The sequence below is a fragment of the Streptomyces sp. NPDC012935 genome (assembly GCF_042900345.1).
Classification (GTDB): Bacteria; Actinomycetota; Actinomycetes; order Streptomycetales; family Streptomycetaceae; genus Streptomyces.
This window is the reverse complement of the sequence record NZ_JBIBBC010000004.1, coordinates 1-13,057: the sequence shown is the minus strand read 5'-3', so window position 1 is coordinate 13,057 and position 13,057 is coordinate 1. Positions and strand designations below refer to the sequence as shown.

Annotated in this window: 13 protein-coding genes; 5 read left to right on the top strand and 8 right to left on the bottom strand. The window is 72.0% G+C overall.

Annotation, left to right across the window (positions count from 1 at the left end; translation table 11 throughout):
* Positions 1–26: 26 nt before the first annotated feature.
* Positions 27–368 (bottom strand): hypothetical protein, encoded by a 342-nt coding sequence (locus ACFY5C_RS11890; protein ID WP_389443421.1) that lies wholly within the window; start codon positions 366–368, stop codon positions 27–29.
* Positions 369–546: 178 nt separating this feature from the next.
* Between ACFY5C_RS11890 and ACFY5C_RS11885 the strand changes: the two genes are divergently transcribed.
* Both ACFY5C_RS11885 and gap read left to right on the top strand, forming a co-directional pair.
* Positions 547–1,503 carry a GlxA family transcriptional regulator gene (locus ACFY5C_RS11885; protein ID WP_389443419.1) on the top strand — a complete coding sequence of 319 codons (957 nt, stop codon included), beginning with the start codon at positions 547–549 and terminating at the stop codon, positions 1,501–1,503.
* A 140-nt stretch (positions 1,504–1,643) separates the two neighbouring features.
* On the top strand, positions 1,644–2,642 hold the full coding sequence (gene gap, locus ACFY5C_RS11880; RefSeq protein ID WP_389443417.1) for a type I glyceraldehyde-3-phosphate dehydrogenase: 999 nt from the start codon (positions 1,644–1,646) through the stop codon (positions 2,640–2,642).
* A gap of 80 nt (positions 2,643–2,722) precedes the next feature.
* On the opposite strand, the gene ACFY5C_RS11875 is transcribed toward gap, so the two are convergent.
* Entirely contained in the window at positions 2,723–3,643 is a 921-nt protein-coding gene (locus tag ACFY5C_RS11875) for a ketopantoate reductase family protein (RefSeq protein WP_389443415.1), read from the bottom strand.
* A 90-nt stretch (positions 3,644–3,733) separates the two neighbouring features.
* Here ACFY5C_RS11875 and ACFY5C_RS11870 point away from each other — a divergent pair, with 90 nt between their 5' ends.
* Positions 3,734–3,964, top strand: coding sequence for a DUF2277 domain-containing protein (locus tag ACFY5C_RS11870; protein WP_389443413.1), 231 nt, complete (start codon positions 3,734–3,736; stop codon positions 3,962–3,964).
* 74 nt (positions 3,965–4,038) lie between these two features.
* Here the strand turns inward: ACFY5C_RS11870 and ACFY5C_RS11865 are convergent, their stop codons facing one another.
* The 6 genes from ACFY5C_RS11865 to ACFY5C_RS11840 form a co-directional block, all read right to left on the bottom strand.
* Complete coding sequence (locus tag ACFY5C_RS11865; protein ID WP_389443411.1) at positions 4,039–4,380, bottom strand: hypothetical protein; 342 nt, start codon at positions 4,378–4,380, stop codon at positions 4,039–4,041.
* A gap of 480 nt (positions 4,381–4,860) precedes the next feature.
* Positions 4,861–5,481: a DedA family protein gene (locus ACFY5C_RS11860; protein WP_389443409.1), complete on the bottom strand. Its 621-nt coding sequence runs from the start codon at positions 5,479–5,481 to the stop codon at positions 4,861–4,863.
* A gap of 313 nt (positions 5,482–5,794) precedes the next feature.
* Positions 5,795–6,247 carry a DoxX family protein gene (locus ACFY5C_RS11855; protein WP_389443407.1) on the bottom strand — a complete coding sequence of 151 codons (453 nt, stop codon included), beginning with the start codon at positions 6,245–6,247 and terminating at the stop codon, positions 5,795–5,797.
* Positions 6,248–6,341: 94 nt separating this feature from the next.
* Entirely contained in the window at positions 6,342–8,291 is a 1,950-nt protein-coding gene (locus ACFY5C_RS11850; protein WP_389443405.1) for an FAD/NAD(P)-binding protein, read from the bottom strand.
* A gap of 153 nt (positions 8,292–8,444) precedes the next feature.
* Complete coding sequence (locus ACFY5C_RS11845) at positions 8,445–10,130, bottom strand: alkaline phosphatase D family protein (RefSeq protein WP_389443403.1); 1,686 nt, start codon at positions 10,128–10,130, stop codon at positions 8,445–8,447.
* A gap of 120 nt (positions 10,131–10,250) precedes the next feature.
* A complete protein-coding gene (locus ACFY5C_RS11840; RefSeq protein WP_389443401.1) occupies positions 10,251–10,895 on the bottom strand; it encodes an HNH endonuclease family protein in 645 nt (214 codons plus the stop codon).
* A gap of 398 nt (positions 10,896–11,293) precedes the next feature.
* On the opposite strand from ACFY5C_RS11840, the gene ACFY5C_RS11835 reads away from it, so the two are divergent.
* Together ACFY5C_RS11835 and ACFY5C_RS11830 are read left to right on the top strand one after the other, a co-directional pair.
* Positions 11,294–11,875 carry a TMEM165/GDT1 family protein gene (locus ACFY5C_RS11835; RefSeq protein ID WP_389443400.1) on the top strand — a complete coding sequence of 194 codons (582 nt, stop codon included), beginning with the start codon at positions 11,294–11,296 and terminating at the stop codon, positions 11,873–11,875.
* Between the two features lie 185 nt (positions 11,876–12,060).
* A complete protein-coding gene (locus ACFY5C_RS11830) occupies positions 12,061–12,738 on the top strand; it encodes an HAD family hydrolase (RefSeq protein ID WP_389443398.1) in 678 nt (225 codons plus the stop codon).
* The last annotated feature ends 319 nt before the right edge of the window (positions 12,739–13,057 follow it).

The window sequence follows — 13,057 nt, the reverse complement described above, 5'->3', positions numbered from 1 at the left end:
CCTTCGTGGTCGGGGTCCTCTGCGTTTCAGTGCTCGTCGGCCGACCGCGCTTGGGCGTGCTTCAGCCTGGTGCGCGCGTCCACGCGCTCTGCCCCGGTGATTTCCGACCAGAAGCGGTGGCCGCTGACGAAGACCGCCAGTTCGCGCTCGCGCTGCCGGAGCTTCTCCACCTCGGCCTGCTCGTCCTGGGTCCAGCCGGGGGAGGCGGGGCGCTCGACCCTGCGCCAGCCGCTGTCGTCGCTGAAGCCGTCCAGGGGTACGACCGACCAGGGAAGCCGCTTCAGGAGGGCCGACAGCTCGGCCCGGACCTGATGCAGCTCCTCCTGACCGGCGAGAAGGTCACTCGGAAAGTCATAGGACGTAGCCACAGCCCAATGCTACGCCTGTTCGATTTTGGGTGGCGAGCGTCTTCGGGGGGTTCATGCGAACGGGTGTGCCGGAGCGCGTGAGTTGGCCACGCAGCACCGTTCGCCCGGCCCACGCAGCACCGTTCGCCCGGCCCACGCAAGGGGCGTGTCGAAGTCACGCCCCACGTAACCTCTTCCTGTGTCAGCCTCACCCCTGCGTCGCGTCGCCGTCCTCGTGCTCGAGGGTGCGAAGCCGCTCGATGTCGGGATTCCCGCGCAGGTGTTCACGACCCGCGCGAGCATGCCGTACGAGGTGCGGGTGTGCGGGGCGACACCCGGTCTCGTGGCGGGCGGCGACGGCCTCGCGTACTACGTCGCTCACGGCCTCGACGCGCTCGCCTGGGCCGACATCGTCTTCGTCCCCGGCTACCGGTTCCCGGACCGCGACGACCCGCCGCAGGCCGTCGTCGACGCGCTGATCGCCGCCCACGCACGGGGCGCGCGGCTCGCCGCCATCTCGACGGGCGCCTTCGCGCTCGCCGCCACGGGCCTGCTCGACGGCCGGCGCGCCACGACGCACTGGCACTACACGCGGGCCCTCATGTCCAGGCACCCGCTCGTCCAGGTCGACGAGAACGTGCTGTTCGTCGACGAGGGCAGCGTGCTCACCTCGGCCGGTGCCGCCTCCGGCATCGATCTGTGCCTGCACATCCTGCGCGGCGACCTCGGGGTGGCCGCGTCCAACCACGCCGCCCGGCGTCTGGTTGCCGCCCCCTACCGAAGCGGCGGCCAGGCCCAGTACGTGCCGCGCAGTGTCCCCGAGCCACTCGGCGAGCGGTTCGCCGCCACCCGCGAGTGGGCGCTGCACCGGCTCGGCGAGCCCCTCACCCTCGACACACTGGCGCGCCAGGCCGAGGTCTCGCCGCGCACGTTCTCCCGGCGCTTCGTCGAGGAGACCGGCTACACGCCGATGCAGTGGGTGATGCGCGCCCGCATCGATCTGGCCCGCGAACTGCTCGAGCGCTCACAGCGCAGCGTCGAACAGATCGCCGCCGACATCGGGCTCGGCACCGGCGCGAACCTGCGCCTGCACTTCCAGCGCATCCTCGGCACCACACCGAGCGAGTACCGGCGCACCTTCACCCGGGGCGAGTGACCCGCCCGGCACCGCGTGGCGGGCGGGGGCGGGGGCGGGGTGTGGCGGGTGGCGGGATCCTTTTGAACCATGGCGATCCCGCCACTGTCAGCGGCGCGAGCCGCGGGCGACCCTGGTGGCGAACGGAAGGGACATCACTCATGACTCGCATCGCCATCAACGGATTCGGCCGCATCGGACGCAATGTGCTGCGCGCCCTGCTGGAGCGCGACAGCACCCTCGAGATCGTCGCCGTCAACGACCTGACGGAGCCCGCCACTCTCGCCCGGCTGCTCGCCTACGACAGCACGGCCGGCCGGCTCGGGCGCCCGGTGACCGTCGACGGGGGCGCCCTCGTCGTCGACGGACGCCGGATCAGGGTGCTGGCCGAGCGTGAGCCGGCGCAGCTGCCGTGGGCCGAACTCGGCGTCGACATCGTCCTGGAAGCCACCGGCCGCTTCACCTCGGCCAAGGCCGCCCGGGGCCACCTCGACGCGGGCGCGAGGAAGGTGCTCGTCAGCGCGCCGTCGGACGGCGCCGACGTCACGCTCGCGTACGGCGTCAACACCGACGCGTACGACCCGGACCTGCACACGATCGTCTCGAACGCGTCCTGCACCACCAACGCGCTCGCGCCGCTGGCCAAGGTGCTCGACGAACTCGCCGGTATCGAGCACGGGTTCATGACCACGGTGCACGCCTACACGCAGGAGCAGAACCTGCAGGACGGTCCGCACCGCGACGCCCGTCGCGCCCGGGCCGCCGGCGTCAACATCGTGCCGACCACGACCGGCGCCGCCAAGGCGATCGGCCTGGTGCTGCCGAACCTCGACGGCAAGCTGTCGGGTGACTCGATCCGCGTACCGGTGCCGGTGGGCTCGATCGTCGAACTCAACACGACCGTCGCCCGCGACGTGACGCGCGACGACGTGCTGGCGGCGTACCGCGCCGCGGCCCAGGGGCCGCTCGCCGGCGTTCTGGAGTACTCGGAGGACCCGCTCGTCTCCTCCGACATCGTGGGCAACCCCGCCTCGTCGATCTTCGACTCGGCCCTCACCCGCGTCGACGGCCGCCACGTCAAGGTGGTCGCGTGGTACGACAACGAGTGGGGGTTCTCGAACCGCGTGATCGACACGCTCGAGTTCCTCGCCGCCGGCTGACCGGCCGGCAATGTCTCTGAGCGCTCTGGTCGGCCGAACTGGTCGACCAGAGCGCTCAGTTCACAACGGGTGTGCGGTGACTAGTGGCCCGCGTCCCTCAACTCGCCGACCAGGCGCGCTGTTGCGGGTGCCGGTACCGCGTGGCGTTCGGCGGCTCGGAGCAACGCTCCGCCGATCGCGTCCAGTTCGAGGGGCCGGCCGGCCTCGGCGTCGCGTTGCATGGACGACTTGGTGGCGGGCGGGAAGGCGTCGTAGCGCGCGAGGGCCGCGGTCGGGTCGGCGGGGCCGCCGCAGGCGCGGCTGACGGCTGCCGTCTCCTCGACCAGGGACGTCAACTCCTCGCGGTGGTGCGTGCGTACGTCGCCGAGGGGGAGGGCGTGGCGGGTGGTGAGGAGGGCGAACGGGGCCAGGAAGGACATCTTCGCCCAGAGGGCCGCCGTCTCGTCCGGGAGGACGCGGGTGGTGGGGCCGGCCGCGTCCAGAGCGTGCGCGAGGGCTTCGAGGCGGTCGCGGGGGACGGCGTCGCCCGTCAGGTCGATCTCCGCGAAGGGGCTCGTGTGCTCGATCTTCCCGGGCGCCACGCGGGTCGACTCGACGCGGATGACGGCGGGGGCGACGCGGTCCGGGCGGTAGTGGGCGCGGAGGGTCTCCGGGTGTTCGACGCCGTTCAGGAAGGGGACGATCAGGGCGTCGCCGAGCGCTGTGCGCGGGGCGCGGGCCAGGGCCGCGGCAAGGGCGGTGGCCTTGACCGTGATCAGGCAGGCGTCGACGGGTTCACCGAGTTCGGTGTCCGCCTCCACCTGAGCCGTGAAGTCCCCGAAACGGCCGCTGCGGACCTGGATTCCGGTCGTACGCAGCGCCTTGGCCGTTTCGTCGCCGGCCAGGCAGATGACACGGTGCCCGGCCCTGGACAGCAGCGCGGCGAGCAGGCCGCCTATGCCGCCCGGGCCCAGTATCGCCACCGTGAGTCGGTCGTTCGCCGTCGTGCGATGCGCCGTCATGCGGCTCCTCTCGTCGGTCGGCCCCTCAGTGGTGGCCGCCTCGGACGTGATCATGGCAGAGAGGGCCCTGTCCGAGGGAGACTGTTGGACATGTGCCGCAGCATCAAGACACTTCGTCCGCCCGCGTTGCCCGAGGAGGCGACGGATGAAGACATCCGCGCCGCCGCCCTGCAGTACGTCCGCAAGGTCTCCGGCTTCCGCGCCCCCGCCGCGCACAACCAGGAGGTCTTCGACCGTGCCGTCGATGTGATCGCCGAAGCCACGGCCGACCTGCTGGCCGGCCTGGAGATCCGGGGACAGGCCGCCCGCCGGGCGAGCTAGGCCCTGTTCGTTTGGATCAGCTCGGCTGCGAGGATCGGTTCCTCCTGGCGGACCCCGGGGGGTGAGCGTGAGCGTCAGTACCGCTGTGCCTTGGCGATCTCGGCCGTCAGGCGTGGCTCGGGAGGCTTGCGGCTGATGGCGAGCGGCTGCGCCCTCTCGCCGGGTTCGAGGTCCTCCGCGCCGACGAACCGGGTCTCGGCGACCTCGCCCTCGGGGTCGCGGAAGTCGACCTGCACCGCGTAGGACGCGGTCTCGTCGGTGCGGTTGGTGATGTTCACGACGACGGCCATCAGACCGCCCGTATCGGCGCGCGGCTTTCCGGTGAGGGACACGTCCGCGGTGGCGTTACCGCGGCCGTCGACGTCCTCGAGTTCCCGCTGGGCGGCCTGGTTGGCCCGTATGATCTCCGCCGACACGGATGCCTCGAACTCCGAGGCGCGGGCGGAGGCGGAGGAGGCTGCGGCGGAGGCCCGCTCGCGGGCGGACGCCTCGAGCGAGGAGAGGGCGGTGGCGGCCGTGCCGGAGAACGAGGCCGTATCGGGGGGCGTGGGGGTCGGCCTGGGGGAGGCGGCGCCGTCGCCGCCGCCGTCGTCCCCACCGCACGAGACCAGCGTCGCGGCACCCGTGGCCGCGACGAGCAGTCCGGCCAGGCGGTGCGCACGCGGGCGCGCCGGGAGGGTCTCGTCGCCTTCGGTGCGCGGGCAGCCATGCCAGGGGTCTCTTTCCTCGCGGCGGCGGGGCGAGTCGGACGCGAACCGGTCGAGCGACCTGATTGATGTCTACATCGATATCGGCCTGAATCGAAGTGGACGACCTAGTAGGCGGTGTTTGCCCCAGTTGTGTGGGATCCATCGTGCACGTGCTGTGCCCATGTGGCCACTCAACGTCAAGGAGTTCTACGCCGGCCTGCGCCGCACCAGGTACGTCGCCACCGCTCCCGCACCGAACAGCGCCCCCACCGACACCGCCGTCGCCAGCCACGTCGCGCCCAGCCACTGGGCGCCGAAGTAGCCGAGGGCCACGCTGTAGACGGCCCAGGCGAGGCCGGCCAGGGCGGACCAGGGGAGGAAGTCGCGCGGGCTGCGGTGGGTGGCGCCGGCGCCGAACGAGACGACCGAGCGGCCGGCGGGGGCGAAGCGGGCCAGTACCACCAGGGCGCCGCCGCCTCGGGCGAGGGCTGTGCCGAGACGTTCCTGCGCCGATGTCAGGCGGCTGGAGCGGGCGATCGCCCGGTCGAGGCGGGCGCCGCCGCGCCAGGCGAGGCGGTAGGCGACCAGGTCGCCAAGGACGGAGGCCGTCGCCGCGCAGAGCGTCAGGGCCAGGATGTCGGGGACCTCGCCGGGGACCTGGCCGGTCGCCGCCCCCGAACCGGCGGCCGCCGCCGTCGCCGCCGTGATCACCAGCACGCCGCTGGGCAGCACCGGTACGAACACGTCCAGCAGGACCGACAGGCCCACCACCGCATAGATCCAAGGGCTCGCTGTCAGCGAACCCACGTCCTCGAGACCCTCGAGCACCGCAACTCCCCGTGTTTCCCCCCGTGGCCAGACCGTGCCGCGACGTCGCGGGGGAGCGGCAGGGGCGGCCTATGACAGCCATACAGCGTACGCCGGGGCTGTGACGGGAGGTTCATCGGGGGCGCGTGTGTTCGGCACAGCATGTTCACACGGCTGCGGCGAAGCGGATATCGCAGCCGAGCGGCCGAAGCGAACGGCGCCTGAAGCGGACGGCGCCTGAAGCGGACGGCGCCTGAAGCGGACGGCGCCTGCCGCGTGAGCCGCGGGGCAGGCGCCGTAGCGCGCGAGCGGTGACCGTCGGGCCGTCGGGCTGTCAGGCCGTGACCGGCGTCTGGTCCGGCGCCGTCCTGCGCTGCGTGCCGGAGCGCTTGGCGAACAGGCGGTCCAGGCCGAAAGCGCCGGAGCCGGTGAAGATCAGCAGGAACATGGCCCAGCAGTACATCGCGGCACCCTCGCCGCTGTTCTCGATGGGCCACAGCCCCTCGGGCTGGTGGACCTTGAAGTACGCGTAGGCCATGGCGCCGGAGGCGATCAACGCGGCTATGCGGGTGCCGAGGCCGAGCAGGACCAGGCTGCCGCCGACGAGCTCGATGACGGCCGCGTACCAGTTGGGCCAGGCGCCCGTCGCGGCGGTGCCGCCCTTGCCGTCGACGCCGCCGAAGGCGCCGAAGAGGGACATGGCGCCGTGGCAGGAGAAGAGCAGGCCGACGACGATGCGGAACAGGCCGATGGCATAAGGCTGGGCGCGGTTGAGGCGTCCGGTCATGTGGGGGACTCCCTCGGTCTGAGGTCTACCGGTCCGATGAGGGACGGACGGTGTGGGGACGGATACTGATCGGTAGGCCCCACGTTAGGTTGACCTAATCAACACTTGCAAGTTCAACATTCGGCCATCCCGCAGCCTCGGCGTCCCCTCCAGGCCCAGGAGCAGCCGCACGTAGCACCGCTCTCGCCACCGCATCCGCGTCCGAAAGAGTGACCGAATCCACACCCGGCCGCGCCCCGGCCGCCGTCACCCAGTGCACGCCCTCCGTGGGCACCCCGAACGCGAACCGCCGTTCGTGCGCGCGGCCCTGACGGTCAATCAGACAGTACGGCCGCTCTGTTACGTCCAGTCCACCCGTTTCGTAACCATCGACGGCGTGCGGTCGGCACTGCCCGGTCTTCAGCAGCCGCGCCAGCAGTTCGTCGGCGCTGCGGCGCAGGTCCGGTTCCGGCAGCCGCGCCTCGACGAGGGTCGTCACCCGCACCGCCGAGCCCGGCACCTCGGGGGAGTGCGCCAGCCACGCACCCTGCTCCTCCCGCACCTCCAGCCGCGGGCCGAGCACTTCCACCACACCCGCCTCGATCAGGGCCGCCAGCTCCTCCACGCGCCGCCGAGGTGGGCCGATGGAGAGGAAGGCGTTGAGCGGGGTGTACCAGCGGTCCAGGTGGTCCCGGCGGGAGGTGCCGGTGAGGCCGCCGTGGTCGACGACGAGCCGCAGTTCGTTGCGCAGGTCGCGCAGCACGTCGAGGGCCGACTTCAGCGGGCCGTGCACATTGCCCCGCGCGGCCTGGGCCGCGTCCTCGTGCAGATACGCCAGCAGCCAGTCGCGCCACTGCCCAGGATCCGCGAAGCCGCATCCCGCGTACGGCCTGGACACCCGGTCCCAGCTCCAGCGCTCACGCTCCGGGACGCCGAACTCGTCGAGCAGCAAAGCCTCCTGGGGGTCTCGGTGCGGGACGGAGAGGAAGCGTTCGGTGAAGGCCGCCCGCTGCCGCGTCTCCGTTATCAGCGCCGCGTAGTACACGGTCTCCACCTCCTTCGCCACCAGCGGCCATATCTCCGCGAGGAAGTCCGGCGCCTCGCCCGAGTCCGCCCGCTTGCGGAAGCCGGCGATCACGTCGGGCGTCAGGACGAGCGGGAGGTGGCGGCCGTACGCCCCCTTCGCGTTGTCGCCGCGTGCCTGGTACGGGATGCCGCGCCGCGAACCGGCGTACAGGCGCGGCTCGTTGCCGGAAGAGACGTAGCGCAGACCCCGGCCACCCTCGGCGTGGACGAAGCTGCCGCCACGGCCTGTCGTCAACAGGGCCATGTGATCGAAGAAGTTGAGGCCCAGCCCGCGCAACAGCACCGGTTCGCCGGGCGATACGCAGGACAGGTCGACGTCGGCCGGGTTCGCGGGCGGCACGTAGTGCAGGCCGTGGCGTTCGGCGTACCCGGCGAGGTGGTGCTGGGTTGCGTCGGCGGCCGTCGGCAGGTGCCCCTGGGCGAGGACCACGGCGGACAGGCCGGCCAGTACACGGCCGTCGTCGAGGGTGAGGGCCTGGCTGCCGTCAGGGGCGTCGTCGAGACGTACGGCACGGGTCGCGTACGTCTCGATGTGCACCGTGGGTGGCGCCTCGCGGACGACCGTCGCGAACACCCACTCCAGGTACCGGCCGTAGTGGGCGCGGGTCGGGTACTCGTCCGGGCCCAGTGCGCCGGCCGCCCAGTCGTACAGGCTTGGGCCGGGCCGGATCGGGCCCGAGCAGTCCACGCTCTCGTCGGTGAACAGCGTGACCTGCGAGGACACCGTGTTCATCAGCAGCTCGGGCGACTGGGCGGTGCGCCAGACCCGCCCCGGGCCGGGCGGTGCCGGGTCGATCACATGGACCGTGAGACGCGCCCCGGGCAAAAGGAGTTCGGGAGCGGAGGCGCACAGGCGTTCCAGGACGCTGGTGCCGCGGGGGCCGGCGCCGACCAGGGCGACGGAGACCGTCGGGGAGTCCGGGGTCGGCGCGGAGGGCGGTGCGGACAAAAGGGTGACTCCCGGGCGTGTGGGGCGCATTGGAGCGAACCGCCGGGTGGAAGCGGACGGTCCGGCTCATCATGCCGTCGGGAGCGGGGTGAACCGCGCCTTGGGGCGGGTGAGTGTGGGATGCATCACGAACATCACGTGCGTCACGTCACGTGAGGGTCCCTATGCGGTGAAACCGGCTGTTCAAGGGGCGAGTTCGGACTCCGAGACCGTCCGCAGTCGTGCCCGCGCACCCTGCGCCCCCGCCGGTGCCCCGGCACCCTCGGCCCCCGCCGCCCCACGCACCGCCCGCGCCTGCTCCAGCCGCAGCCGGGCCGAACGCCCCCGCAGGGTCAGCGTCATGAGCTGGTTGCCGAACCAGGGCCCGCCCGTCCGGCGCCAGTCGATCGGCGGCTGGGGACAACCGCCGTGGCCCGCGAACCTCCGTCCGAGCCAGCGGCCCGCACCGCTCCAGCCGAAGCGGAAGCCGAGCCGGATCGCCGCATGGATGGCGTTGTGCACGGGCGAGCAGGTCAGCTGCAGGACACGGGCTTCGGGCCCGCGGCCGTCCGGCCAGGTCGGCTCGGCGACGTACGCGTGGTGCACGTCGCCCGACAGCACGCACACCGTCGCCGGCGCCTGTGCCCCCGACCCCGCCTCGGCGATCAGCTCCGTCAGCGCGTCGAAGGACGACGGGAAGGCCGCCCAGTGCTCCAGATCGGCCCGCCGCCGCAGATCCTCCCCGAAGCGCGCCCAGCGCTCGCCGCGCTCGCCCCGGCACAGCGAGGCGTTCCACGCCTCGGCGTCGTGCACCAGGTGCGGGAGCAGCCACGGCAGGGACGTACCGATGAGGAGGTGGTCGTACGAACCGCGGTCGTCGAGCGCCTGCTCCCGCAGCCACCGCGCCTCGCCCGGATTGAGCATGGAGCGCGCACCCTCGTCGAGGACACGAGCCGCCCGGGTGTCCACCATCAGCAGCCGGACGCGGCCGAAGTCGCGCCGGTAGCTCCAGCGGACGGAGGCAGGATCGGCGTCCGCCTTGCAGGCGAAGGAACGCAACAGGTCGGTGCCGTCGGCGGTTTCGCGTACGGCGGCGTAGAGCGGGTCGGTGGCCAGCTCGTGCGGCGACAGGTTTCCGAGGTGCTGATGGACCCAGTACGACATCAGACCGCTGAGCAGCCGCTCACGCCACCAGCTCGTCTCCCGCATGTCGGCGAGCCAGGCGGCCGAGGTGTTCCAGTCGTCGATGACGTCGTGGTCGTCGAAGATCATGCAGCTGGGCACGGTGGACAGCAGCCAGCGCACCTCGGGGTCGAGCCAGGACTCGTAGTACAGCCGGGTGTACTCCTCGTAGTCCGCGACCTCGTCGCCCGGCGGCTCGCTCAGGTCGCGGCGCGCGGCCAGCCAGCGACTGGTCGCCTTGGAGGTCTCGTCGGCGTACACCTGGTCGCCCAGCAGCACCAGCACATCCGGCCGCTCACCGTCCGGCTCGGCGGCGATCCGCGCGGCCAGCGTGTCCAGGGCGTCCGGTCCGACCGGGTCCGGCTCACCGGCGGGCGGCGCGGCCCAGCGGCAGGAGCCGAAGGCGAGGCGGACGGGGTCGCCGTCGGCGGGGGTGCGGATGAGGGAGGGCGGGAAGGGGGAGTCGGGCAGCGGCCACACCCGGGCGCCGTCGAGGAGGACCTCGTAGGACTGCGCTGTGCCGGGCGTGAGGCCCGTCACCGGGATCAGGGCGTAGTGATGGCCTGCGACCTGGAAGGTGTGGGACGCGCCGTGTGCGCCGTCCACGCCGCGCACCTCGGCCGTGCACGGACGGCTCGCCTCGACCCACACGGTCGCGGACGAGCCGTCGGCGTACCTCAGCAGTGGACCAAGCTGCAGTTCGGCCACGTGATCGCCCTCCTCCGTCGCCCCGTACGGTACGGAACGACGGAGGGGAACGGGGAGGTTCCGCAGATCACGGTTTGCCGAACTCCGGCGGTACCGCGTCGGTGCTGCCTCAGTGCTCCGTCAGCAGCCGGCGAGGTAGTTCGTCAGGGCGGACTTCTCGGCCGAGTCGACCGACAGGCCGTAGTAGTACTTCACCTGCACCCAGGCGCGCACGTAGGTGCAGCGGTAGGCCGTGCGCGACGGCATCCAGGTGGCCGGGTCCTGGTCGCCCTTGGCCTGGTTGACGTTGTCGGTGACGGCGATCAGCTGCGGGCGGGTCAGGTCGTTGGCGAAGGACTGGCGCCGCGAGGTGGTCCAGCTGTCGGCGCCGGAGTCCCAGGCCTCGGCCAGCGGGACCAGGTGGTCGATGTCGACGTCGGAGGCGGCGGTCCAGGTGGCGCCGTCGTAGGGGGAGTACCAGCTGCCGCTGGTGGCGGCGCAGGAGGAGTCGGTGACGACGCCCGAGCCGTCGCGCTTGAGGACGGTCTCACGGGTGTTGCAGGCGCCGGACTGGGTGATCCAGTGCGGGAAGAGGTCGCGGTCGTAGCCGGTGCGGTCCTCGGTGGCCACGGTGAGCTGGGCGAGGTAGCTGCGGGCGGTGGCGCCGCTGACGGGGGTGGGGAGCGCGGCAGAGGCGGTCGGAGCGTTGAAAAGCGCGACGGAGGCTATGAGGCCGCTGAGGGCCGCGAGTATGCTGACCCGTCGACGCGCGTAGAACTTCGACATGCTAACTCCCTTGGGAGGTGGGGGTGTTGGCGTGCGAGCGAAGGAATGCTCGCCGCGCCACATTTCGGGGAGGTGTGCGTTGAGTGAGAAGTTAGTGACGCGTTCATGACACGACAAGGTTGAGTGCCGGACTTTCTTTCTCTGAATCGGTGAGCGGCCTCGCGTAGGATGGGCGGCGCAGAAGGGGAGTAGCTCTTCGCCGGACCGTCGACATACTGCTCAGCTCGTCTGAGCCGGCGCCCGGAGGCGGACCTCGTATCCGAGGTCGGCCAGCGAGACCTTCGGCAAGCAGTGCACGCCCGTGCCGTTCGGTACGGGTGCCGAGTGTGCTGCCGTGCCGAGGTGTCGCAGCGCAGTGACAGTGCTCTCGGTGGGGCAGCCCGACCGATTGAGGAACCTTGATCAGCTTTACCGTGACGGCGGTCGTCTTCGGCGTCGTCTTCCTCGCCGAACTGCCCGACAAGACCGCGCTCGCCGGGCTCGTCCTCGGCACCCGCTACCGCGCCTCGTACGTCTTCGCCGGCGTCGCCGCCGCGTTCGCCGTGCATGTCGCGCTGGCCGTGGCGGCCGGCAGTGTACTGACGCTGCTGCCGCACCAGCTCGTGCAGGCGCTCACCGGTGTGCTCTTCCTCGGTGGCGCCGCGGTGCTGCTGATGAAGAAGGACGAGGACGAGACGGAGGTCCGCAAGCCGGAGAACCAGTCCTTCTGGAAGGTGTCCGGCGCCGGGTTCATGCTCATCCTGGTCGCCGAGTTCGGTGATCTGACGCAGATCATGACGGCGAACCTGGCCGCCCGCTACGACGATCCGCTGTCGGTCGGGATCGGTGCGGTGCTGGCGCTGTGGAGCGTGGCGGCGATCGGCATCGTCGGCGGGAAGGCCCTGATGCGGCGCGTGCCGCTGAAGCTGATCACCAAGGTGGCGGCGCTGCTGATGCTCGGGCTGGGCCTGTGGAGCCTGTGGGAGGCGATCGCCGGCTGAACTGTCGGTGAATGGTTCACGGAGGCGGTGGCGCGGAGGGGGTCACGTTTTGTACCGTGGGGGAACAAAGTGGTTCCCGCCTGTTTTCCCTGACCGGCGGGCGGGACCACCTTGTCCCTCCGGGGACCACCTTGTCCCTCCGGGGGCCACCCCTGTTCCCCGCGCCCCTCGCCCTGGAGCTGCCGATGTCGGCCACCACCACGCCCACCACGCCCACCGTGCTCACCGCCCGTGCCCTCCTGCTCGACATGGACGGCACCCTCGTGAACTCCGACGCCGTCGTGGAACGGATCTGGCGTCGCTGGGCCGAGCGCAACGGGCTGGACGGCGACGAGGTGATGAAGGTCGTCCACGGGCGGCAGGGGTACGCCTCGATGGCCCTGCTGCTGCCCGACCGGCCGATGGAGCAGAACCACGCCGACAACGCCCGCATGCTCGCCGAGGAGACGGCGGACGTGGCGGGCGTGGTGCCGATTCCCGGGGCGCCGGAGTTCCTGGCCTCCCTGCGGGGGCTTCCGCATGCGCTCGTGACGTCTGCCGATGTGCCGCTCTCCACGGCGCGGATGGCTGCCGCCGGGCTGGAGCAGCCGGACGTGCGGGTCACCGCGGAGTCGGTGGGCGCCAGCAAGCCCGATCCGGAGGGCTTCCTGAAGGGCGCCGCCGAGCTCGGGATCGCGCCGCAGGACTGCATCGTCTTCGAGGACTCGGGCGCGGGGATCGAGGCGGGGCGCGCCGCGGGGATGCGGGTCGTCGGGGTGGGGCCCCGTGCCGGGTTCCACGGACCGGATGCGCTGGTCCCGGACTTGCGCGAGGTGCGGGTCGAGGCTTTGGAGGACGGGACGATGCGGGTGTACGTCGGCTAGGGAGCGGCTGCCATGCCGGTGCTGCAGCCCCCTCAGGGGCGCGGGGAACTGCGCGACCAGCCATGCACGGCCTGCAGCCGCCATCGGGCCCGTAGTCCCGAACTCTTTGGCGAAACCAGCCTCGCAGCGATGCCGCCGGCCTGGCGTCCCGGCCCCGGCCTGGCGTCCGGCCTGGCGTCCCGGCCCCGGCCTCGCGTCCGGCCTGGCGTCCCGGCCCCGGTCTCGCGTCCGGCCTGGCGTCCCGGCCCCGGTCTCGCGTCCGGCCTGGCGTCCCGGCCCCGGTCTCGCGTCCGGCCTGGCGTCCCGGCCCCGGTCTCGC

Coding starts and splice junctions, on each gene's coding strand:
- ACFY5C_RS11840 (WP_389443401.1), bottom strand. CDS start 10,895: ATGTCGAAGTTCTACGCGCGTCGACGGGTCAGCATACTCGCGGCCCTC.
- ACFY5C_RS11870 (WP_389443413.1), top strand. CDS start 3,734: ATGTGCCGCAGCATCAAGACACTTCGTCCGCCCGCGTTGCCCGAGGAG.
- ACFY5C_RS11850 (WP_389443405.1), bottom strand. CDS start 8,291: ATGCGCCCCACACGCCCGGGAGTCACCCTTTTGTCCGCACCGCCCTCC.
- ACFY5C_RS11830 (WP_389443398.1), top strand. CDS start 12,061: ATGTCGGCCACCACCACGCCCACCACGCCCACCGTGCTCACCGCCCGT.
- ACFY5C_RS11855 (WP_389443407.1), bottom strand. CDS start 6,247: ATGACCGGACGCCTCAACCGCGCCCAGCCTTATGCCATCGGCCTGTTC.
- gap (WP_389443417.1), top strand. CDS start 1,644: ATGACTCGCATCGCCATCAACGGATTCGGCCGCATCGGACGCAATGTG.
- ACFY5C_RS11875 (WP_389443415.1), bottom strand. CDS start 3,643: ATGACGGCGCATCGCACGACGGCGAACGACCGACTCACGGTGGCGATA.